The organism is Polaribacter sp. SA4-10 (assembly GCF_002163835.1).
Taxonomy (GTDB): domain Bacteria; phylum Bacteroidota; class Bacteroidia; order Flavobacteriales; family Flavobacteriaceae; genus Polaribacter.
In genome coordinates this window covers 1934057-1959319 of the sequence record NZ_CP019331.1, presented here as the reverse complement: position 1 = coordinate 1959319, position 25263 = coordinate 1934057, and the positions used below count along the sequence as shown (strand labels likewise).

At 29.7% G+C, this 25263-nt stretch carries 22 protein-coding genes and 1 tRNA gene; 4 read left to right on the top strand and 19 right to left on the bottom strand.

Going from position 1 to position 25263, the window contains the following annotated elements; translation table 11 throughout:
• Positions 1 to 80: 80 nt before the first annotated feature.
• From folK to BTO04_RS08395, 6 genes are all read right to left on the bottom strand, one after another.
• On the bottom strand, positions 81 to 1205 hold the full coding sequence (gene folK, locus BTO04_RS08420; protein WP_087564077.1) for a 2-amino-4-hydroxy-6-hydroxymethyldihydropteridine diphosphokinase: 1125 nt from the start codon (positions 1203 to 1205) through the stop codon (positions 81 to 83).
• Positions 1206 to 1308: 103 nt separating this feature from the next.
• Positions 1309 to 3549, bottom strand: a complete 2241-nt coding sequence (locus BTO04_RS08415; RefSeq protein ID WP_087564076.1) for a polyribonucleotide nucleotidyltransferase — start codon at positions 3547 to 3549, stop codon at positions 1309 to 1311.
• 185 nt (positions 3550 to 3734) lie between these two features.
• Entirely contained in the window at positions 3735 to 4004 is a 270-nt protein-coding gene (gene rpsO, locus BTO04_RS08410; protein WP_087564075.1) for a 30S ribosomal protein S15, read from the bottom strand.
• Positions 4005 to 4158: 154 nt separating this feature from the next.
• The gene (gene accD, locus BTO04_RS08405; protein ID WP_087564074.1) at positions 4159 to 5016 is read right to left on the bottom strand and encodes an acetyl-CoA carboxylase, carboxyltransferase subunit beta; all 858 of its coding nucleotides are present in this window, start codon (positions 5014 to 5016) and stop codon (positions 4159 to 4161) included.
• A gap of 199 nt (positions 5017 to 5215) precedes the next feature.
• Entirely contained in the window at positions 5216 to 6283 is a 1068-nt protein-coding gene (fbaA, locus tag BTO04_RS08400) for a class II fructose-bisphosphate aldolase (protein WP_087564073.1), read from the bottom strand.
• A gap of 117 nt (positions 6284 to 6400) precedes the next feature.
• Complete coding sequence (locus BTO04_RS08395) at positions 6401 to 8920, bottom strand: BamA/TamA family outer membrane protein (protein ID WP_232455875.1); 2520 nt, start codon at positions 8918 to 8920, stop codon at positions 6401 to 6403.
• A gap of 27 nt (positions 8921 to 8947) precedes the next feature.
• On the opposite strand from BTO04_RS08395, the gene BTO04_RS08390 reads away from it, so the two are divergent.
• Complete coding sequence (locus tag BTO04_RS08390; RefSeq protein ID WP_087564072.1) at positions 8948 to 9673, top strand: RNA methyltransferase; 726 nt, start codon at positions 8948 to 8950, stop codon at positions 9671 to 9673.
• A 93-nt stretch (positions 9674 to 9766) separates the two neighbouring features.
• Here BTO04_RS08390 and BTO04_RS08385 read toward each other — a convergent pair whose 3' ends face one another.
• The 5 genes from BTO04_RS08385 to BTO04_RS08365 all read right to left on the bottom strand — a co-directional run bounded on the left by BTO04_RS08385 (position 9767) and on the right by BTO04_RS08365 (position 14758).
• Positions 9767 to 10468 carry a porin family protein gene (locus tag BTO04_RS08385; RefSeq protein WP_087564071.1) on the bottom strand — a complete coding sequence of 234 codons (702 nt, stop codon included), beginning with the start codon at positions 10466 to 10468 and terminating at the stop codon, positions 9767 to 9769.
• Complete coding sequence (gene ubiE / locus BTO04_RS08380; protein WP_087564070.1) at positions 10468 to 11196, bottom strand: bifunctional demethylmenaquinone methyltransferase/2-methoxy-6-polyprenyl-1,4-benzoquinol methylase UbiE; 729 nt, start codon at positions 11194 to 11196, stop codon at positions 10468 to 10470. Before ubiE ends, BTO04_RS08385 begins: the two co-directional genes overlap by 1 nt.
• Before the next feature lie 11 nt (positions 11197 to 11207).
• A complete protein-coding gene (locus tag BTO04_RS08375) occupies positions 11208 to 12113 on the bottom strand; it encodes a NifU family protein (RefSeq protein ID WP_087564069.1) in 906 nt (301 codons plus the stop codon).
• Positions 12114 to 12247: 134 nt separating this feature from the next.
• A complete protein-coding gene (locus BTO04_RS08370; protein WP_087564068.1) occupies positions 12248 to 13633 on the bottom strand; it encodes an OmpP1/FadL family transporter in 1386 nt (461 codons plus the stop codon).
• Between the two features lie 33 nt (positions 13634 to 13666).
• A complete protein-coding gene (locus BTO04_RS08365; protein ID WP_087564067.1) occupies positions 13667 to 14758 on the bottom strand; it encodes a hypothetical protein in 1092 nt (363 codons plus the stop codon).
• Between the two features lie 164 nt (positions 14759 to 14922).
• On the opposite strand from BTO04_RS08365, the gene proS reads away from it, so the two are divergent.
• The 3 genes from proS to rpsT all read left to right on the top strand — a co-directional run bounded on the left by proS (position 14923) and on the right by rpsT (position 16858).
• Positions 14923 to 16401, top strand: coding sequence for a proline--tRNA ligase (proS, locus tag BTO04_RS08360; protein ID WP_087564066.1), 1479 nt, complete (start codon positions 14923 to 14925; stop codon positions 16399 to 16401).
• Positions 16402 to 16499: 98 nt separating this feature from the next.
• Positions 16500 to 16571 (top strand) — tRNA-Glu (locus BTO04_RS08355).
• A 35-nt stretch (positions 16572 to 16606) separates the two neighbouring features.
• On the top strand, positions 16607 to 16858 hold the full coding sequence (rpsT, locus tag BTO04_RS08350) for a 30S ribosomal protein S20 (protein WP_087564065.1): 252 nt from the start codon (positions 16607 to 16609) through the stop codon (positions 16856 to 16858).
• Between the two features lie 366 nt (positions 16859 to 17224).
• Here rpsT and rodA read toward each other — a convergent pair whose 3' ends face one another.
• From rodA to BTO04_RS08310, 8 genes are all read right to left on the bottom strand, one after another.
• Positions 17225 to 18505, bottom strand: coding sequence for a rod shape-determining protein RodA (rodA, locus tag BTO04_RS08345; RefSeq protein WP_087564064.1), 1281 nt, complete (start codon positions 18503 to 18505; stop codon positions 17225 to 17227).
• On the bottom strand, positions 18486 to 20372 hold the full coding sequence (gene mrdA, locus BTO04_RS08340) for a penicillin-binding protein 2 (RefSeq protein WP_087564063.1): 1887 nt from the start codon (positions 20370 to 20372) through the stop codon (positions 18486 to 18488). The genes rodA and mrdA overlap by 20 nt, the downstream gene beginning before the upstream one ends.
• A complete protein-coding gene (locus tag BTO04_RS08335) occupies positions 20372 to 20875 on the bottom strand; it encodes a hypothetical protein (RefSeq protein ID WP_087564062.1) in 504 nt (167 codons plus the stop codon). Before BTO04_RS08335 ends, mrdA begins: the two co-directional genes overlap by 1 nt.
• A complete protein-coding gene (gene mreC, locus BTO04_RS08330) occupies positions 20868 to 21695 on the bottom strand; it encodes a rod shape-determining protein MreC (protein ID WP_087564061.1) in 828 nt (275 codons plus the stop codon). The genes BTO04_RS08335 and mreC overlap by 8 nt, the downstream gene beginning before the upstream one ends.
• A 19-nt stretch (positions 21696 to 21714) precedes the next feature.
• Complete coding sequence (locus tag BTO04_RS08325) at positions 21715 to 22743, bottom strand: rod shape-determining protein (RefSeq protein ID WP_087564060.1); 1029 nt, start codon at positions 22741 to 22743, stop codon at positions 21715 to 21717.
• An 80-nt stretch (positions 22744 to 22823) separates the two neighbouring features.
• The gene (purH, locus tag BTO04_RS08320; RefSeq protein WP_087564059.1) at positions 22824 to 24350 is read right to left on the bottom strand and encodes a bifunctional phosphoribosylaminoimidazolecarboxamide formyltransferase/IMP cyclohydrolase; all 1527 of its coding nucleotides are present in this window, start codon (positions 24348 to 24350) and stop codon (positions 22824 to 22826) included.
• Between the two features lie 234 nt (positions 24351 to 24584).
• Positions 24585 to 24713: a hypothetical protein gene (locus BTO04_RS15640; RefSeq protein ID WP_302849190.1), complete on the bottom strand. Its 129-nt coding sequence runs from the start codon at positions 24711 to 24713 to the stop codon at positions 24585 to 24587.
• 75 nt (positions 24714 to 24788) lie between these two features.
• A complete protein-coding gene (locus BTO04_RS08310; RefSeq protein WP_087564057.1) occupies positions 24789 to 25241 on the bottom strand; it encodes a GAF domain-containing protein in 453 nt (150 codons plus the stop codon).
• Positions 25242 to 25263 lie beyond the last annotated feature (22 nt).

The window sequence follows — 25263 nt, the reverse complement described above, 5'->3', positions numbered from 1 at the left end:
ATGTATTATTTTTTAACAATTCGAGGAAATATAATTATCTTGCAAAGATATAATTATCTTGCAAAAATATAATTTTTTTTTTAAAAATTCCTTATTTTATTAATAATGTAATTATAATCTTTTTTGTTATTAACAAAATCAATTTCTGAAACATCTATAACTAATAAATTAAGATTTTTTTCAGTGTTTATAAAGCTTTTATAGCCATCATGTATTTTTTGTAAATACGCTGGTTTTATATTTTGCTCATATTCTCTGCCCCTTTTTTTAATGTTCTCTAATAATCTTTCTGTATTTTGATAAAGATATACATATAAATCTGGTTTAGTAATTTCTTTATACATTAGATTAAACATTTTTCTGTACAATAAATATTCTTCTTTTTGAAGTGTTACTTGTGCAAAAATTAGAGATTTAAAGATATAATAATCTGATACAATAAAGTTTTTAAATAAGTCGAACTGCGCTAAATCATCGGTTAACTGTTGATATCTATCTGCTAAAAAGCTCATCTCTAACGGAAAAGCATATCTTTCTTTGTCTTCATAGAATTTTGGTAAAAAGGGATTGTCGGCAAAACGTTCTAAAACCATTTTTGCGTTAAATTCAGCTGAAATCATTTTAGATAAAGAGGTTTTACCTGCTCCAATATTACCTTCAATAGCAATATAGTTGTATTTTTCTGAGAGAGTAATTGGGCGAATTAATTTTTCTTCAATAACACTTATTTCAGAAGAATCTTCAATATTTTGTAAACAAACAGAAAGTTGTTTCTTTTCTATTGGATGAATAATACTTGAAGCGATTTCTACTAAAGGAGCCATCACAAACCTACGTACTAACATTTTTGAATGAGGAATCATTAATGTTTTTGAAATTATGATTTCATCATCAAAGAGCAAAATGTCTATATCTATATTTCTATTTTGATAACCTACTTGGTTTGATCTTTCTCTTCCTAAAGATGTTTCAATTTCTAATAAAGTGTTCATTAATGTTTCTGGTTGATGAAGTGTAGAAACTTTAATGCAAATATTATTGAAATCTTCGCCATTAAAACCCCAAGAAGGAGTTTTGTAAATAGAAGATATTTTTTTTACAACACCAACTTCATTGGCAATTAAATCAATTGCATTTTGTAGATTTTCAAGTTTATTTCCTTGATTTGTTCCTAAAGATAAATATGTAATGTGTTGTATTTTCATATAGATTTACAAAGAAAATAAAAGCATTTAGATAATTGGGTTTTAAACAAAAAAAATCGCCAAATTATTTTGGCGATTTTTAAAATATCAATTAAAAAAGAATTTATTCTTCTTTTCTAGGTTCTCTAGGCTTTCTGTCATCACGTCCGCGAGTATCTCTGCTTCTGTTATCACGTCCACCAGAACGTTTATCATCTCTTGGTGGTCTTGCTACATAACCTTCTGGTTTTGGTAACAATGCTTTTCTAGATACTTTTTCTTTACGAGTTCTTGGGTCTAAACCAAAGTACTTCACATCAAAAACATCTCCCATTTTTACAACATCAGAAACATTTTCTGTACGTTCCCAAGCTAATTCACTTACATGTAATAAAACTTCATTTCCTGGAGCTTCTGCATATTCTACTACAGCACCAAAATCTAACATTTTAATTACCTTCACTTCATAAGCACTTCCAACTGTAGGTTTGAACAACATTGATTCAATACGAGTAATTACTTGTTCTATTCCTGCAGGATCTGTACCTAATATTTCGATAATTCCTTCTTCAGTAACAGCGTCTTCAGTAATAACAATTGTAGTTCCTGTTTCTTTTTGTAACTCCTGAATATGTTTACCTCCTGGACCAATAAATGCTCCAATCATATCATTAGGAATACGTCTGTTAATCATTTTAGGAGCATGTTCTTTAACCTCTACGTTTGCAGTAGAAATGGTCTCAGTTATTTTTCCTAAAATATGTAAACGACCTTCACGAGCTTGTTTTAGTGCATTCACTAAAATTTCGTAACCCAATCCTTTTACTTTAATATCCATCTGGCAAGCAGTAATTCCTTCAGAAGTACCAGTTACTTTAAAATCCATATCTCCTAAGTGATCTTCATCACCTAAAATATCAGATAATACAGCGTATTTTCCAGACTCAGCATCAGAAATCAATCCCATTGCAATCCCAGAAACTGGTCTTGTCATTTGAACACCCGCATCCATTAATGCCATTGTACCAGCACAAACAGTAGCCATAGAAGAAGAACCATTAGATTCTAAAACTTCAGATACAACTCTTACCGTATAAGGACAATCTGCAGGAATCATTCCTTTTAATCCACGTTGTGCTAAGTTACCATGTCCAACTTCTCTACGAGAGGTTCCACGAATTGGTCTTGCTTCACCTGTACAAAAAGGAGGGAAGTTATAATGTAAATAGAAATTTTCTTCACCTTCGAAAGAGGGCATATCTATTTTGTTTGCATCTCTTGACGTTCCTAGAGTAACTGTAGCTAAAGCTTGCGTTTCTCCACGTGTAAAGATTGCAGAACCATGAACTGATGGTAAATAATCTACTTCTGACCAAATTGGTCTAATTTCATCCGTTTTACGACCATCTAAACGTAAGCCTACATTTAAGGTTAAATCTCTAATCGCAGCTTTTTCAGCTTTGCGATAATAATCAGAAACTAAACCACCATATTCTGCTAATTCTTCTTCAGAAAAAGTAGCTTTAATCGCTTCTTTTATTTCTTTAAATGCAGCAGTTCTCTCATGTTTAGCAGATCCAGCTTCAGCGATAGCATATACTTTATCGTATGCCATATCATGAACCTTTTTCTCTAACTCTTTATCTTCTCTTGCGCCTTCATATTCACGAACTTCTTTCTTTCCAAATGCTTCTGCTAATCTTAATTGAGCAGCACATTGTACTTTAATAGCTTCGTGTGCAAACTTAATAGCGTCTGCCATTTCTTCTTCAGAAATTTCATCCATTTCACCTTCAACCATCATTACAGAATCAGCGGAAGCTCCAATCATCATATCGATGTCAGATTCTGCTAATTGTGCTCTTGTTGGGTTGATAATAAATTCACCGTTGATACGACCAACTCTTGCTTCAGAGATTGCGCATTCAAAAGGGAAATCTGATAATTGAATAGCTGCCGATGCTGCTAAACCTGCCATTGCATCTGGCATCACATCTTCGTCATGAGACATTAACTGAATCATCACTTGTGTTTCTGCAGTATAATCTTTTGGGAATAATGGACGTAAAACACGGTCTACTAAACGCATTGTTAATACTTCGCCATCACTTGGTCTCGCTTCTCTTTTGAAGAAACCACCTGGATAACGTCCTGCAGCTGCAAATTTTTCTCTGTAATCTACTGTTAAAGGAAGAAAACCAAGATCTTTTTGTTCGTAATTGGAAACAACTGTACACAACATCATACATTTTCCTGATTGCACAACAACACTACCATGAGCTTGTTTTGCTAATTTTCCGGTTTCGATAGAAATTTCTCTACCATCACCAAGGTCTATAACCTCTCTAAATACTTTTGGAATCATAAATTTTAATTCTAAATTTTTAATTTGTTTGTTGTTGTTGTGTCGTTCTCCTTTGTTGCAATGGAAATACAGAATTATTGTTGGTAATTCTGACTTTTTATAAGGTACTGATTTTGTTAAGATCAGATTTTAAATTTGTTATAAAAAAAAAGAGGCGCGTTTATAGCACCTCTTTTTTGTAAGAATTATTTTCTAAGTCCTAATTCTTTAATTATTGCACGATATCTATTGATTTCGGTTTTCTTTAGGTAAGCTAATAAACTTCTACGTTTACCTACTAGCAATACTAATGAACGCTCAGTGTTAAAATCTTTACGATTCGTTTTTAAATGTTCTGTTAAATGCTTAATTCTGTGAGTGAATAAAGCAATTTGACCTTCTGAAGTACCAGTATCGTTTTTTCCTTTACCGTGTTTTTCGAAGATGCTTTCTTTTACTTCTTTAGTTAAATACATTCCAATATTATTTAAATGATTTTTATGTATTCAATGAGCTTTTCATTGAAGCTGCAAATATATAATTATTTTTTTTAATAAAAAATCAAGAAGTAGTTCTTTTAATCGTTTTAAGTGAAGAATAAAAAAAGCCAGCAAATGCTGGCTTTTTTTATTATGCTCTAATAGGTAGGTTTTGTATTAAATCTATATATAAATTTATTTGCTTTTTCAAGAATTTACGCTCGTAAATAGCATCTAAAAAACCATGTTCTAAAACAAATTCAGATTTTTGAAATCCTTCTGGCAAATCTTTACCAGTTGTATCTTTTACTACTCTTGGTCCTGCAAAAGCAATTAATGCTTTTGGTTCTGCAATATTAATATCACCAAGCATTGCGTAAGAAGCTGTTGTACCTCCAGTAGTTGGATCTGTACATAAAGAAATATAAGGAATTTTAACTTCTGCTAATTGTGCTAATTTTGCAGATGTTTTTACTAATTGCATTAAAGAAAGTGAGGCTTCCATCATTCTTGCGCCTCCTGATTTTGAAACCATTAAAAACGGAATTTTATTTTTAATAGCATAATCTATTGCTCTTGCAATTTTTTCACCTACAACAGAACCCATAGAACCACCAATAAAAGCAAAATCCATAGCAGCAATTACAATATCTTTGCCTAAAGACTTACCAACAGCAGTTCTTACAGCATCTTTCAATTTTGTTTTTTCTTGTGCTGCTTTTAATCTGTCTGGATATTTTTTTGTGTCTTCAAATTTTAAAGGGTCTTTAGAAGTTAGGGTTTCATTTAACTCTTCAAATTTATTATCATCAAATAAAAGTTCGAAATATTCTTTACTACCAATTCTTACATGATAACCATCTTCTGGACTAACATATAAGTTTCTCTTTAGTTCTTCTGTGTCTATAATTTTTCCACTAGGTGTTTTATACCATAAACCTTTTGGAGTGTCTTTTTTATCTTCTGTAAGGGTTTGAATCCCTTTATCTGTTCTTTTAAACCAAGCCATAATAAGTTAGAATCTATTTTTTTGGATTATTTTTCTAATTCAATTTTCTCAAATAGAAGAAAGAATAAGAAGATACAAATGTAAAAGTTTTTTATGAACTTTACTTTTTTCTTTAAGGTATTCTTTGTTTAGATTTATAAAAAAAGCATTTTGAGGTTAATCAAAATGCTTTTAAGGGTATTATAGTTTTATAAAAGTATTATAAAGTATCTACATTATTTAAATCTGCAAATGCTTGTTTTAAACGTGTTTTAAAAGTTTCTTCACCTTCACGTAACCATTTTCTTGGGTCATAGTATTTTTTGTTAGGTTGTTCAGCCCCATCAGGGTTTCCAATTTGAGTAGCTAAATAAGCTGCTTTACCTTGCATGTAGTCTCTAATACCTTCTGTAAAAGCAAATTGCATGTCCGTATCAATATTCATTTTAATAACTCCGTAGCCAATTGCTTCTCTAATTTCTTCTACTGTAGAACCAGAACCTCCGTGAAATACAAAATCGATATGGTTTTCTTCAACACCATATTTTTTTGTGATAAATTCTTGAGAATTCTTTAAAATTTTTGGAGTTAACTTTACGTTTCCTGGTTTATAAACACCATGAACGTTACCAAACGCTGCAGCAATTGTAAATTGAGGAGAAACTTTTAATAACTCTTCATAAGCATATGCAACTTCTTCTGGTTGCGTATATAATTTAGAAACATCTACATCAGAATTATCTACTCCATCTTCTTCACCACCTGTAATTCCTAACTCAATTTCTAAAGTCATATCCATTTTACTCATTCTTGCTAAATAAGTTTTACAAATTTCAATATTTTCTTCTAAAGGCTCTTCAGATAAATCAATCATGTGAGAGCTGTATAAAGATTTACCAGTTTCTGCAAAGTGTTTTTCACTTGCATCTAATAAACCATCTATCCAAGGTAATAATTTCTTTGCCGCATGATCTGTATGTAAAATTACAGGAACTCCATAAGCTACAGCTAATTCATGAATATGTTTTGCTCCTGCAACTGCTCCTGCAATTGCTGCTTTTTCATTTTCATTAGATAATCCTTTACCTGCATTAAATTGTGCTCCACCATTTGAGAATTGAATGATTACGGGTGCATTTAAATCTCTTGCAGTTTCTAAAACACCATTTATTGTGTTAGAACCAATAACATTTACAGCTGGTAATGCAAATCCTTTTTCTTTAGCTAGCTTAAAAATTGCTTGTACTTCTTTTCCTGTTGCTACTCCAGGTTTTATATTATGACTCATAATTGTTGTTTTAAATAATTGATATTTTACTTTCCAAAAGTAATCAAAATAGCTGTTTTTTTACCTGATCTGATTATAAAATAACGAAAACGTTATAGGGTTTTTTAGAAATTTTAATTAAAATGGGTAGTTAATTCCTATGTTATAAACAGCACTAGAAAAGTTGTAGTTACTAAACCATTTTTTGTTGTCTAAATAGGGTTCGTAGGTTTTAAAACCAATATCAAAACGAAGTACCAAAAAATTAAAATCTAATCTTGCACCAAATCCAGAGCCAATTGCAATGTCTTCTAAGGAAGATAAATTACTAAATTTTGACTCATCATCAACAAAACTGGAACCTGTTATATCCCAAATGTTACCAGCATCAATAAATACAGCTCCTTTTAACTTACTTACAACATCAAATCTATATTCTGCACTTGTTAAAAACTTTAAACTCCCAACATTGTATTCTAAACCAGTGTTTCTGCTTCCTGGTCCAAGTTCATAAGTTTGCCAAGCTCTAATATCATTTGATCCTCCAGCAAAATAACTTTTTGTAAACGGGATGTCAGAATTGTCATAAGGAATAATTGCTCCCAAAAAGGTTCTAATACCAAAAACAGAATTACCCCCAACATCCCAAAATTTCTTGTATTCAATATCCGTTTTAAAATATTGAGCTAAAGGAATTTTTAAAAATGTTTTTTTGTTTTTACTATTTGTATTTTTAGAAAATAACCCTAAAATATTTCCGGAGTTAGCAACCCTAACTTTAAAGAATGAAAAATTATTGTCCTTAAAATTTGTCTGACTATTGTAAGTATAGGAGTAGGCTAAAACTGGAATTAAGAAATCTGATGTTACTATATTGTATCTATCTAAAATATTTAAAGCGGTATTGTATTCATCTGAGTTTGAAGTTTGAAAACCAGTGTCAGTAGAAACTGTATCCATAAAACTTACAGCTTCTTCAGGCAAGCTTAATTCTTTTGTTGTGTTATTATAATATGTTTGAGCTACATTGTTTAGATTCGTAAATTCTGAACTATAAATGTCAAAAAATCGATCTATATTTAAATTATGGATATATTGTGTATTAAAAAGTTCTAATTGAATTGTTTTTTTAGCATTAAACTGCCATTTATAATCTGTAAGAATTGTAAAGGTTTGTCTGTCTAGACCAATGTTTTTCTGAAAACTTGTACCTAAAGATATTAAAGTCCTTGGAGACATTTCTTTTGGCACTAATTTACTAATTCCAAAAGGGGCAAGGAGTCTAGGTAGTTCTAAAGACGCATCTGCTCCAATTTCCAAACCAGGACCATTATTGGAATTAAAGTAAGAACCAAGAAATGATAATTTAAACAACTCTGCACCTCTTAAAAAATTTCTATCAGTAATAGAAAACTTAGCAGATGTACCAATATTTCTAATATTAGAATGTGTTAATTCTGTTTCAAAACCAAGTGTGTACTTTTCTGTTGGAGCTAGAAAAATATCCATTTTTAGTTCATCATCTGAACCAAGAATAGGCGTAAATTTTATATTAGTAGATTTAAAGTTTTTAAGCGACTTTAAATGGTTTCTTGTTAAGTTTCTTAATGTATCTTTATATACGCTACCAGGTTTTAAGAAAATAGATTGGGCTAAATACTTAGGGTTATATTTTATCTTATTATGCGCGAAAAAATTAATTCCTTTATAAGTAAGCGTATCTGATAAAGTTTCTCCTTTTTTGAGAAAAGAATAGTCTGTAATTACATTTACTTCTTTAATCTTATGAACCTTAAAAGGTTTGTTTATGTAATTTCCATTTTCTTCTTTAAAACTAAATCCAGACATTAAAAAATCTACATTCGTTTTATAATCTGTTCTTGTAGAATCTACATAAAAACCTAAAGCAGCTTCTGAAAAATGATAAATCCCATTATTTCTAAAAAGTTTTATTACACTTGATGCTTCATTTCTAAATGTTTCATCTTTATATTGATCTCCTTTTTTTAGAAGTGATGCTATTCCTGAACTCTTGTAAATTGAGTCTAAAACTGGAGATTCAATTTTTAAATTTATAGTGTCTAATAGCGTTGGTTTCCCTTTAGTGATAAAATAATCTACTGTAGCTTTTTTATCATTATACCTATTAATTTTTGATTGAACTTTAGACTTGAAATAACCTTGGGTTTTATAATATGCCCATAAATTATCTTGAGTTCTTTTTACTTTATTTTGACTAACAATTGCTGGAGCATCATAGTTTAAAAGCCAATTATTTAGCCTAATAAATGAATTAGCATAAGCAATGCTTTGTTTTTCAGAAAATATATTTTTTATAAAATTATAAGAGCGTAGATTTTTCTTTCCCCATTCAGAAGGTTTTTTAGGTTTGTTATGATTTCCTAAATTATGAAAATACAACCCAAAAGGGAAACCTAAAAAACGTGCATTAGGCTTCTGTAATACGTATTTTTGTAATTCGCTGTTTTTATTTTTTGTACTGTCTACAAAAATGTAATTTTGCGTTAGCATATGTTCATCTTCTGTAACATGTTTTGTAGAATTACATGAAACTAGAATGAATATCAGTAAAAAATAAAAAGAAAGTTTTTTCATTACTTTAGCAGCGCTATTAACATCAAAAATAGTATTTTTCAACGGTTTATTTCAATTTACAATCAATTAATGAGTATCTCAAAAAATCAACTTAAATTAATAACAAGTTTATCTCAAAAAAAGTATAGACAGAAGCATAAATTATTTATTGCTGAAGGTGTAAAGGTTGTACAAGAATTATTGAATTCTTCTTTTTCTTTGGAAACACTGTTTTGTACAGATGATTTTTCTACTAATATTTCTACTGATAAAATTATACTAATTTCTGAAACGGAATTAAAAAAAATAAGCAACTTAAAAACTCCAAATAAAGTTTTTGGTTTATTTAAAATTCCTGATGAAAATTCAATTGAAAAGAAAGGATTAATTGTTGCTTTAGATGCAATTAATGATCCTGGGAATTTAGGTACAATAATTCGTTTGTGTGATTGGTTTGGGGTTTCTCAACTTATTTGTTCTAATGAAACTGTAGACTGTTACAATCAAAAAGTAGTGCAAGCTTCTATGGGTTCTTTAACTAGAATAGCGATTCATTATGTTGATTTAGAAGTATATTTGAAAGAAACAAAATTACCAACATTTATTGCAGACATGGATGGTGAAAATGTGTATAAAACGAAATTACCAAAGCAAGGAATTCTTATTATGGGAAATGAAGCTAACGGTATTTCGGAAGAAATAAAAACATTAGTAACTAATAAAATTTCTATTCCACGTTTTGGAGAAACTCAAGAAACTGAAAGTTTAAATGTTGCAACTGCAACTGCAATTTTATTGAGTGAGTTTAGACGGTAAAATCAGTTAGAATGATTTTAATTTTTCAATGAAATTGTATCAAGAATAACTTTGTAACTTTTTTTACTTTGAGCCTTTGTAGCTAATAAAAGTTTACTCAAAAGCAAATGTTAGAAAAACACCACGAGTTCCCATGTAATTTATAGGAGCTGTCCATTGGCTGTTAGCATCGTCATCATATTTTATCTCATTATTCATTGCAAAAACGCCTCTAATAGATGGAGAGAATTTAAAGAAATATAAATAAACATCTATTCCAATACCAACTTCATACATAAAGTTGTGCGTTTTCATTCTAAATTGTCCGGCAGAATTATCATCCTGATTTCTTTCGTTACTAGAAAAGTTATAATCATAAGAAACTCCTGCTAACAAATATGGGCGAATATTTTTATATCTATCTGTGCTAAATTTAAAAACTAGTGGCACATGTAAATAGGTAGATCCAATTTCTCTAACGCTATCTTGTGGTGTAGCTAAATGATTAAAATAAATTTTTTTGGTATTACTTACTAAACCTGGTTCTAAACGTAAACTTAAATTTTTGTGTAAACGTAAATCTGCAACTAAACCAACATTAAAACCAGCAGCTGCTTCTACAATTATGTCTGCATTTGTTATATTGCTCTCTCTTAAGTTTAGTTTAAAATCGTTTTTATTTAAGCCTAAATAAAAACCATAATGTATTTTTCGGTTATCAAAAGTTGGTAAATATTCTACTTGATCTCTTTGTGCATAAAAAGCAAGAGAAGTTAAAAGGAAAAAACCAAAAATTAAGATTCTTTTACTAATCATTATTTACGTGCAGTATAAATTGTAGCAACTCCAAAAGTTACAGGCTTATGTTCTGTATTGGTAAACCCATTTTTTTGTAAAATATTGTTGAACTCATTACCAAAAGGAAAAGAATTTGCAGATTCAGATAAATATGAATAGGCAACTTTATCTTTTGAAAATAATTTGCCAACAATAGGTAAGAATAAATTGGTGTATAATTTATAACCTTGTTTAAAAGGAAATTTTGTTGGGTTAGAAGTTTCTAAAATAACTAAAACTCCCGTTGGTTTTAAAACTCTTGCAATTTCTGTAATTCCTTTATCTAAATGAGCAAAATTACGTACTCCAAAAGAAACAGTAATTGCATCAAAAGTATTGTCATCAAAAGGCATGTCTTCAGAATCGCCAACAATCATTTCTATCTTATTAGATAAATTTTCTTTGGCAATTTTTTGTTTTCCAACTGCTAACATTCCTGCAGAAATATCTAAACCAACAACTTTTACAGGGTTTAATTTTGCCATCATTAAAGCTAAATCTCCTGTTCCTGTTGCTATATCTAAAATTTGTTTCGGGTTATTTTTACCAACAATTTCAACTACTTTTTTACGCCATTTTACATCAATTCCTAAAGAAATTACACGGTTTAAGCCGTCATAATTTTCAGAAATTGCATCAAACATTTTTGTTACTTGCTCTTTCTTTCCTAATTCTGAATCTTTGTATGGTTTGATGATTTTTGACATAAATAATTAAATTATCCGTTAATGGCTACCACTTCATTAATTTGATTTGGTAACATTTCTTTTAATAAATTTTCTATTCCGTTTTTTAAAGTTGCAGTAGAAGAAGGGCAACCACTGCAAGCTCCTTGTAAAATTACGCTCACAACTTTATGCTCTTCATTATAAGATTGAAAAGCAATATTTCCTCCATCTGAAGCAACAGCAGGTTTTATGTATTCATCTAAAATATCTACAATTTGAGCAGCAATTCCTTCAAGTTTAACTTCAGGTGCTTCAACTGTTTCAACTGAAGAAGATGTAGTTTTTGGTAATTCCTTTATAATGGTTTTTCCATCAGCCAAATATTCTCTAATAAATGTTCTAACTTCTCCATAAACTTCATTCCATTCTACCATATCATACTTTGTGATAGAGATATAATTATCAGAAATAAAAACTTCTTTTACAAAAGAAAAGTTAAAAATTGCTTGCGCTAAAGGAGATGATTGGTTTGCCTCATCTATGTTTTTAAACTCAACATCTGTTTGTGTTAATGCTTTATTTGTTCCAAATTTCATTACTGATGGATTTGGAGTAACTTCTGCATAAACTTCTATAGCTTCTTTTTTTGTGGATGCACTTTTCTCATTTATAACAACATTTCCATCATTTAAATAAGCTTCTATTTGCTCTCTTACTTCTTCTTGTACGTCAATCCATTCTACAATGTCAAAACGTTGAAGTGCTATAAAATTAGCGGTAACAAAAATCTTTTTTACAAAAGGTAAATAGAATAATTCTTGTGCTAAAGGCGAGTTTTTTGCCTCGTCAATATTGTTAAATTCATAACTTCCACCATTAATTAAAATTTGATTACTATTAAATTTTATAATGGTATCGTTAGTTGTTTCTTGAATGATAATCTGAGTGTTTTTCATAATAAAAAAATGAGCTGCAAAATTAATGCAAAAAAAGGGAAATAGACTTGTTTTTAAGGATATAAAAAAAGCGACTTAAGTTGATTGTTTTCTGATCAATTTAAGCAGCTCGTTATTTTGTTTTAAAATAGGTTTTATAAATTTAGAGTAAATGTTGCAGTTACTGTTCTATTGTCTATGTTTAAATCTGCTGCATTTACTGTATTATATTGTGGATAAAAATTATACAATCCTGTTCTATTATTGTCGCTAAAAGCAAAGTCTAATTTAAAACCACCAAAGTTATAGCCACCACCTAAAGAATAACCTTCTAAATTGTCTGTGTCTAAAGCTAATTTATCTGGACTTTGTTCAAATTTATAACCTCCACGAACACTAAAACGATTCATTCTCCATTCTGTACCAACATTAAAAGAATGTGTATTTCTTAATTCGTTTTGAAAAAATTGATTTTCTAGAGTAAAATTATCATTTGATAATTTTATGTTTTTATATTTTTTATTGATGTAATCTAAACTTAATAATCCATTTTTACCAAAAATAAAAGCAGCACTTGCTGTTAATTTACTTGGTGTTTTTAAACTATAAATAAATTCTTGTGATGGATAATACCCGCCAGATGTATTATTATAAATTGCATTGTCATTGTTTACTGAAATTTCAGTATCCCCAAAATAACCATCATTTTCAACAATATTTGTTGTTTCAAACACTTCTGAAAACCAAGTTGGTGTTTGGTAGGCTAAACCAAATCTAAAATTAGAGTGTGCTTTGTATATAAAACCTGCATTTGCAGAAAAACCAGCTGCTGTTGTAATGTTTTCTTGGTAAAAATAAGCGTCTAATTCATTGCCGTTTCCATCACTATTAAATTCTGTTAAAGTAGATCTTTGACTAAAATTAAGATCGTAGAAATTAAAACCTACACCAAGATATAAATTGTTCTGATGTACAGATGAAAAAGCCAAATTTAATTCACTCATTTCTCCACCGTTTTTGTTTGTAAAACGTTGTTCATCTGCAATTGAATAATCTATTGGAGTTGTATTGTTGTCTAAAGGAAATTCAGTAAAAGTAGCAACTCCGCTATTCCCTTGTGCTAGAAAATTATCATTAAAATCTTTTGTTATTCTATAGTTAAACCCAACTGCAAACTTGCTCCATTCAGAATTGTTGGCGATATCAAAAACGAGTACAGCTCCTGCATGAGAAAGATTAAAAAATTGATTTTGAGTTGTTAAAGAGTTTCCGTAGTAAGTAGATGTAATATCAGAATTTCTTGAATTAATAGTTCCAGAAAAAGCACTGTTATTAAAAACTGCAATTCCTGCAGGGTTACTATTTATTGAAGAAATATCGCCTCCTAATGCTCCAAAAGCGCCACTCATAGATGTAAAACGAGCAGATCCATTTTCATCGTTTTGAGAAAAAACCAAAGCTAAATCTTGGTAGCCTAGAGATTGAGAGTAGGACGTATAAGTTACTGCGATTAATATCGCTATTATAATTTTTTTTTTCATGCTACTATTTTTTAATGTTTTAGAAATCAAGTTTTAGTTTCTTCTTCTAGATGAAGAATTACTTGAACTGCTTCTGCTTGATGATGATGAACTTCTTGAAGAAGAACTACTTGAATTACTTCTAGTTGATGAAGTGCTTCCACGTCTTACCGAATTTCGAGTATTAGAATTATTGTTGCTATTTATACTTGTGCTGTTGTCTCTTTTACTTTTTGAACTACTGCGACTACTGCGTCTTTTAGAAGTGCTACTTCTTGAAGTATTTGAAGAGCTTCTTCTTGTTGGAGTTGTAGTTCTTCTTGTTGGAGTTGTAGTTCTTCTTGTTTTAGTTGTAGATCTTTTCTTAGGATTAGTTGTTGTTGATGTACTTCTCCTTCTTATAGAGTTTGTAGACGGTTTACTAACAGTGCTTCTTCTGCCTGTTGAATTTGAATATCTAGAGTTTGTACTGCTTCTTCTGTAAGTACTGTTACTGTTAGTAGTTCTTCTTCCGTAATTTGTGTTTCTAGAATAACTATTGTTGTATCTGTTTGTATTATAATATCTATATGGATTATAATAAGGAGAATATTGGTAAGGTGTGTAAAAACCGGTATTCCAGTAATAAGCAGCGTGGTAAGGGCGCCAATATGGATTGTAATTCCAAAAACGAGCATTATTATAACCCCAATTTCTATATCCCCAGTTATCATTAAATCCATAACCATGACCATAATAATTGTCCCAATATGGAGATGTGTTTAAAACAACATTTACTACAATATCATTATTATCATTATATCCCCAAGGTTCATTTGCATTATAATTAAGAGCTTCATCAATTGTTTCATCATCAACAAATTCATTATCTACAGAATTATAGTCTTCTACATCTGTAAAAATTTCATTATTATCAATGCTTTCTAAATTTTCTAATTTTTTAGTAAAGTAATTGTCATTATATTCTCTAAATTCATTTTCATCAGCAACAATAACGTTTCTTTTTTGTTTTACTGATGTTTCATCGTCATAAATACCATCATTAGTATATGTGTTTTGGTAAGTTCCACAAGAAACCAGCAACAAACTAGAAATAAATAATAAGCTAAGTTGTTTAAGGTTGAGGTTTGTATAACGTAGTTTCATAATGATATGTTTTTTTAATGGTTACTAATATGTTATATAAAAACTATAAACTTTACTTGGTCTCTAACCATTTTATAGTAGTTTTGTACAGTTTTTGTATACAAAACAATTTTAACAAAATTTTCACTTTAAAGGTAACAATATTTGTGCCAAACTTTTAATTTATGAGCAAGAAGTTAACAAAACGAGCAGAAGATTACTCTAAATGGTATAACGAATTAGTAGTAAAAGCAGATCTTGCAGAAAACTCTGCAGTAAGAGGCTGTATGGTTATTAAACCTTATGGGTATGCTATTTGGGAAAAAATGCAAGCTGAATTAGATAGAATGTTTAAAGAAACAGGACATGAGAATGCCTATTTCCCTCTTTTTGTACCTAAAAGTCTATTTGAAGCAGAAGAGAAAAATGCTGAAGGTTTTGCAAAAGAATGTGCAGTAGTTACTCATTATCGCTTACAAAATGATCCTGATAATCCAGGTAAATTACGTGTAGATCCAGATGCGAAATTAGAAGAAGAATTAGTTGTAAGACCAACTTCTGAAGCTATTATTTGGAGCACATATAAAGGTTGGATTCAATCTTATAGAGATTTACCACTATTAATAAATCAATGGGCAAATGTAGTTCGTTGGGAAATGCGTACACGCTTATTTTTAAGAACTGCAGAATTTTTATGGCAAGAAGGTCATACAGCTCATGCAACAAAAAATGAAGCAGTTGCTGAAGCAAAACAGATGCAAGAAGTATATGCAACTTTTGCTGAAAACTTTATGGCGATGCCAGTTGTTAAAGGTGTAAAGTCTGATAGTGAGCGTTTTGCTGGTGCGGTAGACACCTATACAATTGAAGCTTTAATGCAAGATGGAAAAGCTTTACAAGCTGGAACAAGTCACTTTTTAGGACAAAATTTCGCAAAAGCATTTGATGTTAAATACACTTCAAAAGAAGGGAAACAAGAATATGTTTGGGCAACTTCCTGGGGAGTTTCTACCCGTTTAATTGGTGGGTTAATTATGACACATTCAGATGATTTAGGGTTGGTTTTACCTCCTAAATTAGCGCCAATTCAAGTTGCAATAATTCCAATTTATAAAGGTGATGAGCAATTAGAAGCAATTTCAGAAAAAGTAAACGTAATTGTAAAAGAATTACGGAAAAAAGGAATTTCTGTTAAGTTTGATACTAGAGATACTTATAGACCAGGAGCAAAATTTGCAGAATATGAGTTAAAAGGGGTTCCTGTAAGAATTGCTATAGGAAATCGTGATTTAAAAAATGGAACGCTAGAAATAGCTAGAAGAGACACTTTAGAGAAACAAACAGTTGCACAAGTTGATGCAGTTTCTTTTGTTGAAAATCTTTTAGAAGAAATTCAAGAGAATTTATTTGCCAAAGCAATTAATTACAGAACTGCCCATACAACTGAAGTTGCAACTTTTGAAGAATTTAAAGATGCAATAGAAAACAAAGGAGGCTTTGTTTCTGCTCATTGGGATGGAACAGAGGAGACTGAGGACAAGATAAAGGAGATTACAAAAGCAACGATTAGGTGTATTCCTAATGATGCAAAAGAAGAAATTGGAGCCTGTATTTTAACAGGGAAACCATCAACAAAAAAGGTGCTTTTTGCAAAGGCATATTAATTTTGAAAAAAAAAGTAAATTTTTTTCAAAAACTATTGCAGAATTTAAAAAACAGTGTATATTTGCACCCGCAATTGAGGCATTAACCTCTTTGTAATGGTCCGTTCGTCTAGGGGTTAGGACGCATGGTTTTCATCCATGTAACACGGGTTCGATTCCCGTACGGACTACAAGTTTTAATAAAAAAACTAATAAATTAAGAATTATGGCAAATCATAAGTCAGCATTAAAGAGAATTAGAGGAAACGAAGCAAAAAGATTGCGTAATAAATATCAGCATAAAACTACTCGTAATGCTGTTAGAGATTTACGTTCTGCTGAAAGTAAAGATGAAGCTCAAGGAATGTTAGGTAAAGTTATTTCTATGTTAGATAAATTAGCTAAGAATAACATTATTCACAAAAACAAAGCAGCTAACTTAAAATCTAAATTAACAAAGCACGTTGCTGCATTGTAAGATTTTATTTTTAAAATATTTAAAAGCTCTAAATTTTAATTAAGAGCTTTTTTTTTGTTCTTATATTTTTAGGTTAGTTGATGGGTTTAAAGTTCTTTAAGTAGCTATCTGCTATTTACCTGATGTTTCAGATTGTTGTACCTTTAATTAATAACCTTATTTCAGTATTTTTTTTTAGAGCTTAAAAGAAGTGATTAATTTATATTGATTAAAATTTAAAGTCCAAAATATTCATTTTAGTATTTATTAAATAAAAGGCAGGTAGATTTATAGTCAATTATTTTCTAAAAAAAAGTGATGTCTCTTATATTATGATATAGATAAAAAGGTGTAAATAACATAGAAATAAGGGTTCTGCTATTGACGTTACCAATCATTATTTTTATGAGCATCTAATCTAATAAAGATAAAGAGTAGAATTGTAAAGCCCCAAAGTGAAGAGCCTCCGTAACTAAAAAAGGGGAGCGGTATGCCTACGGTAGGTAATAAGCCAATAACCATACCTATGTTTACAATTACATGAAAAAATAAAATTGAAGCTAAACTATAGCCGTAAATTCTTCCAAATTTATTTGTATGAGTTTCGGCTAAATAAATAATACGATATAGCATTAACATAAATAAGATAATTACAAAGCTACTTCCTATAAAACCCCACTCTTCGCCAACTGTACTAAAAATATAATCTGTGTGTTGTTCTGGCACAAAATTTCCTTTTGTTATATCGCCCTGTAAAAAACCTTTACCTGTTAATCCTCCTGAACTAATAGTTAATTCAGATTGATAAGAATTATATCCAATATTTTTATTATCAACTTTTAATCCTAATAAAACTTCAAAACGATCTCTATGATGTTGTTTAAAAATGTTATTGTAAGTATATCCGGTTCCTAAAACAAATAGACCAATAACTAAATAGATACCTAAAATCTTATGCCAATTAAAGCGTAAAAATTGGCTTCCACCTTTGTAAATGGCATAAATGGCAAAAATTGTGATTACTATAAATAAGGATAAGATCATCCAATAGGCACCAAAGAAAATTGTTAAAATGAATAATAGAATAAATGCCGAACCTAGTAAAATATAATTTAGTGTTAATCCTTCTCTATTTAAAACAAAAAAGAAGGATAGGTAAATTAAAGCAGAACCTGCATCTGGTTGTAATGTGATTAAAAATGCAGGTGTAAAAATGATAATGAATGCTTTAATTTGATTTTTAATAAGTTTTAAGTTGTACTGTCTATCACTTAATAATTTTGCGACAGCAAGTGCTGTAAAAGCCTTTACAAATTCTGATGGTTGTAAGCTCATTCCGCCAAAATTAAACCAAGACTTTGCACCATTAATTTCTTTCCCTAAAGGAAATAGTAAAATTAGAGAAAAGAGTGAAATGATATATAGTATACCCGCAAAACGTTGATAAAACTTAGCGTTAAAAAAAAGAATGGTTATTATTAAAGGAAAACTTAATCCTATCCAAAGTAATTGTTTTCCGTATTTGGTAGAAAAATCTAATATTTCATTATTTTCTTCTGTAAATGATGCAGCATAAATATTTAACCAGCCAAAACTCACCAAAATGATAAAAAGGAAAACTAAAATCCAATCTATTTTTTCAAAAATATTATTTTGTTCCTGACGCAATTTCTAATGGTTTTGGAATTTGTTTATCGTAAATGTTTTGCAAACTTAGGTTAAACATTCTTTGTTCTCTGTATTTGTTTGCTTTAGATATCTCACCTTTTAAATATTTTTCAATAAGTAAACTTGTTATTGGCGCAGCAATTGTAGAACCAAAACCACCATTTTCCACAAATACGGCTATTGCAATTTGGGGATTATCTTTAGGGGCAAATGCAACTAAAATAGAATGATCTGGTAATTGTTCTTTTACTCCATTTACACGAGTAAAATTCTCTGCAGTACCTGTTTTACCGCAAATATCTATTCCTTTTACTTGACTCCATCTACCAGTTCCGGAAATAAAAACTTCACGCATTGCCTCTACAACTGGTGTAAAATATTTAGTATCTATAGTTGTTTTTTTTGGAGTCGTAAATTTGGGATTTTCAATAGACTTGTTATCAACTTTTTTAAGAATATGAGGTGTAAAAAAGAAGCCTCTATTTGCAATTGCTGCAGTAAAATTTGCAAGCTGAATTGGCGTTGTTAATACTTCGCCTTGGCCAATTGCATTTGAAATTATTGTAGAACCATTCCAGGTATATTTATAGCGATCATCATAATATTTACCTGTTGGAATTAAACCTGGGCTTCCTGCAGGTAAATCGTACCTCAAATAGTCTCCTAATCCAAAACTTGCAATGTGATTATGCCAATTAGTTACTCCTTCAGAAGGATTATTGTTTTTTTCTATAATTCGTTTAAATGTGTTAGAAAAATAGCTATTACAAGATTTTGCTATGGCAGTTTGTAGTTTTATAGGTCTTCCAACGATTCCACAATGGCAGCCCATAAATTCATTTTTCCTATTTCCATATCTGTAACCATGATGGCAATAAAAAGAGGTTTCTTCGTCAATTACTTTTTCTTGTAAACCAATTAATGCATTCATCATTTTAAAAGGAGAACCTGGTGAATAAGCAGCTAATAAACCTCTGTCATAAGCAGGCATGTTAATAGTATCATTAAATAAAATAACTGAGTTTTTAGAGCGTTTTCTACCCACTAACATATTTGGATCATAGGAAGGTGCTGTAACTAAAGCTAAGATTTCTCCAGTAGAAGGTTCAATGGCAACAATTCCACCTCTTTTGCCTTTCATTAACTTTTCTGCATATTCTTGTAAAACGATGTCTAAAGTAAGTGTTAAATCTTTTCCGTTTTCAGGAAGCGTATCTAATATTCCATTTTTATAAGAACCAGTAACTTTGTTAAAACGGTTTTTATGAAGGTATATTTTTCCTTTAGTACCTCTTAAATAATTTTCATATTCAACTTCTACACCACCTTTTCCAATTAACTCTCCTTGCTCATAATCTTCACTATTTCTTGCTTTGTTCTCATCAACTTCACTAATATAACCTAAAACGTTTGCGGCTGATTTTATTGGGTAATTTCTAATTATTCTTTTTTGAATATGAAAGCCAACGTATTTATGCAGCTTCTCTTGTAAAAAAGCAAAGTCTTCTTTTGCTAATTGCTTTAAAAACACAGAGGGTAAATAAGGTGCATAACTTTCAGCTTTTTTAAAACGTTTTAGAAAGTCCTCTTTGTTAATTTTTAAAAGTGAACAAAATTCTAAAGTATCTAATGGTTTTACTTGATTTGGCTGAATCATTACATCATAAGAGAGCTGATTAGCAACCAAAAGTTTACCATTTCTATCATAAATATAACCTCGTTCAGGAAAATCAAAAGCAACTTTTACAGCAGCATTCTTTATTGGGTTATAGTTTGCTCCTTTTAAAATTTGCAATTGAAATAATCTTCCAATAAATAGAATTCCGACAAGTGTGATTATAAAATACAGTAAAAAACTCTTTTGCATTATTCTATTTTTCTAAAAATATAGGTTCCTAAAAAGAATACTATTAACGTAAAAACACTTGAATATATTGTGTTTAGTAATACGTGTGATATATTCTGAAAACTAAAATTAGTAAAAGTAAATAAGATAAAGTGATGAACAACTGTTAAAGTTACAACGTAGTTAAAAACTTTTCCAAAAGATTCTGATTGCAATTTAAAAAATGGATAATCTAAAGGAATCTTTCTAAAATAAATTTTCACAAAAATTAGTCTAAGATATGCAATAGATAAAGTAGAAAAAGCATGAATTCCTCCTGAATCTAAGAAGAAATCAATAGAAAGACCTAATAAAAAACTAACTAATAAAAATGGAAACCGATTCTCTTTTAAAGGGTAATGGAAAACAAAAGCGATATATAAATACGGATTTATATAGCCTAAAAACAAAATATTATTTAGAACAAAAACTTGCAATAAAAGTAAGAAAATGAATAGAAATCCAAAATAAAGTGTCTTATTCATCTTCTGTTATTTCTAATGATTGTAATTCTTCTTTATGTAAACTTTTAACAATATAAACAAAACCTAAATTACTCATGTCGTTAAAAAGGGTAATATCAATTTTATTATCAGTTGCGTTTCCTCTGTTGATTTTTAAAACGATTCCTATTGGAATTCCTTCAGGGAAAATAGTCGACTTTCCTCCAGTTTCAATTGTGTCGCCAATATTTAAAATAGCTTGTCTTGGTATATCTATAAGTTGAACTTTATTATAGTCTTTCCCATCCCAAATAAGTGTTCCAAAATAAAAACTATTTTTTAAACGAGCATTAATTTTACTGTTTTTATTTAAAATTGATTGTACTCTTGTGTAATTATTAGAAGTGTTATCTGTAATACCAATAATTCCTTTACTGTTAATTACTGCCATTTCATTAGAAACCTCATGATTTTTTCCTTTGTTTAAAGTAATGAAATTAAATGCTTTTGTATAATCGTTTTTTATAATTTTTGCATTTGTATAGGTATATTTTTGTTTAAAATTTAAAGAGTCGGTAACTAAAGAATCAAAATCAGTTAAATAAAAATTATTATTTTCTAATTTGTTTTTAAGGTGCGTGTTTTCATTGCTTAAAACCTCATTTTCAGATTTTAAATTTAAATAATCAGAAAAAGTGGAAATTTTAGAATAGAAACCACCTGTAATAGAATTTGCAGAATTTACATATTTACTTTTATGGAAATTTAAATTATTAAAAATTAAAGCGATTGCAATAAGTTGTAATAAGATAAAAAACAGAAAATATTTAAATTTTTTAAAAAAATAGATAAGTTGTTGCATTTTAAGAACTTAAAAAATGTTATTTCATTAAAACATTTTTGTATTTATTTAATTCTTTTAAAGCAATTCCTGTTCCACGAACTACAGCTCGTAAAGGATCTTCTGCAACATAAACAGGTAAATCTGTTTTTCTAGATAAACGTTTGTCTAAACCCCTTAACATAGAACCACCACCTGCTAAATAAATACCAGAATTATAAATATCGGCTGCCAATTCTGGAGGTGTTTTAGATAAGGTTTCCATAACAGCATCTTCAATTCTTAAGATAGATTTGTCTAAAGCTTTCGCAATTTCTCTATAAGAAACTTGTACTTGTTTTGGTTTTCCGCTCAACAAATCTCTACCTTGAACTAACATTTCTTCTGGTGGAGTTTCTAAATCTTCAGTTGCTGCACCAATGGTAATTTTTACTTTTTCTGCAGTTGTTTCTCCAACATGTAAATTATGTTGGGTACGCATATAGTACATAATGTCATTTGTAAATAAATCTCCTGCAACTTTTACAGATTGGTCACAAACAATTCCTCCTAAAGCAATAACAGCAATTTCTGTTGTGCCACCACCTATATCAATAATCATATTTCCTTTTGGCTCCATAATGTCTATACCAACACCAATTGCAGCAGCCATAGGTTCATAAATTAAATAGATTTCTTTTGCATTCATATGTTTTGCAGAATCTCTAACAGCACGTTTTTCTACTTCTGTAATTCCAGAAGGAATACAAATAACCATTCTTAAAGCTGGTGGAAAAAGTTTCTTTTTGATTGAAGGAATTTGTTTTACAAATTCTTTAATCATTTCTTCAGATGCTTGAAAATCTGCAATAACTCCGTCTTTTAACGGACGAATCGTTTTGATGTTTTCATGGGTTTTTCCTTGCATTAAATTGGCTTCTTTACCAATTGCAATAATTTTACCTGTGGTTCTGTCTCTTGCAACAATTGAAGGACTATCAATAACGACTTTACCGTTATGAATTATTAAAGTATTTGCGGTTCCTAAATCAATCGCAATATCTTCCGTCATAAAATCGAAAAAACCCATAAAATATCTTTGTTATTTTTGTTCTAAACTCTATACTTACAAACTTACTAAAATTATGTTTGTAAATAACATATTAGTTATTAATGTTTAAAATGCCTTGTACCAGTCATAACCATGGATAATCCGTTAGAATTACAGTAGTCTATACTTAATTGATCTTTTATAGATCCTCCAGGTTGAATAACACTTTTAATACCAGCATTGTCTGCAATTTCTACACAATCAGGGAAAGGGAAAAACGCATCACTTGCCATTACAGATCCATTTAAGTCAAAGCCAAAATTAGTTGCTTTTTCAATTGCTTGGTTTAAGGCGTCAACTCTACTAGTTTGTCCTGCTCCACTAGCTAATAGTTGTCTGTCTTTTACTAATACAATTGTATTAGATTTTGTGTTTTTACACAACTTAGAGGCAAATAATAAATCATCTAACTCTTTTTCTGTTGGTTTACTTTTAGTTGCGTAGCTTAAGTGTTCTAATTTATCTGTAATATTATCTTTATCTTGAACTAATAAACCATTTAATGATGTTCTTACTATTTGGTTAGGTAATGCTACTTCTTTTTGAATTAAAATAATTCTATTCTTTTTTCCTTTTAAAACAGTTAACGCTTCATCTGTATAATTTGGTGCAATTACTACTTCGCAAAATAAAGAATGAATTTCTTCTGCAGTTTCTTTATCAATAGTTGTGTTTGCAATTAAAACACCTCCAAAAGCAGAAACAGGATCTCCAGCTAAAGCACCTAAATAAGCTTGTTTTAAAGTTTCTCTTTGTGCAAAACCACAAGCATTATTATGTTTTAAAATAGCAAAAGTTGGAGCTTCTCCTTTAAATTCTTCCATTAAATTAACAGCAGCATCAACATCTAAAAGATTGTTGTAACTTAATTCCTTACCGTGTAATTTATCAAACATTGCATCTAAATCACCAAAGAAATATCCTTTTTGATGAGGGTTTTCTCCATAACGTAATGTTTTAGAAACGGTTTCACTTGCTTTAAAAACTACTTCATCTTCATTGAAATAATTAAAAATAGCAGTATCATAATGAGAAGAAATATTAAATGCTTTTGCAGCAAATTGCTTTCTATCAGAAATAGACGTTTCTCCGTTTTTTTCTGAAATAAGATTTAAAAACGCATCATATTGATCCATTGAAGAGACAATAAATGTGTCTTTAAAGTTCTTTGCAGCTGCTCTAATTAAAGAGATTCCTCCAATATCAATTTTTTCTACAATATCTTGTTCTGGTGCTCCAGAAGCAACCGTTTTTTCAAAAGGATATAAATCTACAATTACAAGATCTATTTGTGGAATATTATATTCTTTTAACTCTGCAATATCACTTTCGTTATCTTGTCTGTTTAAAATTCCTCCAAAAACTTTTGGATGTAACGTTTTAACTCTTCCTCCTAAAATAGAAGGGTAAGAAGTAACTTCATCTACAGGAACTACGTTTATCCCTAGTTCTTTAATAAATTTCTCTGTTCCTCCAGTAGAATAGATTGTTACGTTTAACTCGTTTAATTTTTCTACAATTGGCGCTAAACCATCTTTGTGAAATACTGAAATTAATGCGGATTTAATTGTTTTTGAAGTGCTCATTTAGTGTTGTGTTGTTAAGCACGCAAATTTAGTGAAACCAATAATGGAACACAATAAAAGATAGTAACAAAAAGTACAAGTAATTAACAACGATTCTATCTGAACTCTAGATTTAAAACTTTCTAGAAGAGTATTGAAATTTCTTTTAGGTTTTTCTTGATGATTCTTTTTTAAAATGGAAGTAATTTAAAAAATAAAGAGTAAGTTTATTTTTTCATTTTTAGGGGTAAAATGTTATTCTGCATTTTCTAAGAAGTTTCTAAACCAATTAATAAATTTGCCTCTAAAGGATTCTTTTTTAACTGCGTAATTTGAATTTTTATTGCTAGAAGCAATAGATGAAGTCTCTGTTTCTTCTCTCATTATTGTGGGGGTTAATGGATTATAGAATAAATAATAATTACCAAATATAAAAAAAAAATGATTAAAAAACAATTTTTATAAGATAGTAGCTACTTTTTCAGCTACAAATTCGAGTAATAATTCATCTTTTTCTGTAAATACGTTTGCAGTATGAGAATCTATATCAATTTGTCCAATATTTTCACCATTCACAAAAATTGGAATTACAATTTCAGATTTCACTTTCCAACCACAAGAAATATAATTATCTTGTTCAGAAACGTCTTGTACAACAAAATTTTTATTACTAACAGCAACTTGTCCACAAATACCTTTTCCAAACGGAATGATTGTGTGCTCTGTTTCTTCGCCAGTATATTGTGCTAGTTTTAATTCGTTTTTATCTCCGTTTTTAAAATAAAAACCAACCCAATCATAATATGAAATTTCATTTTCTAAATAATCGCAAATAGATTGTAGTTTGTTTTCTAATGGAGAATTAGATGTAATAAATTTACTTATATTTTGTTCTAAGATTTCTATATTCATTTTTAGTATATTTGAGTTGTAA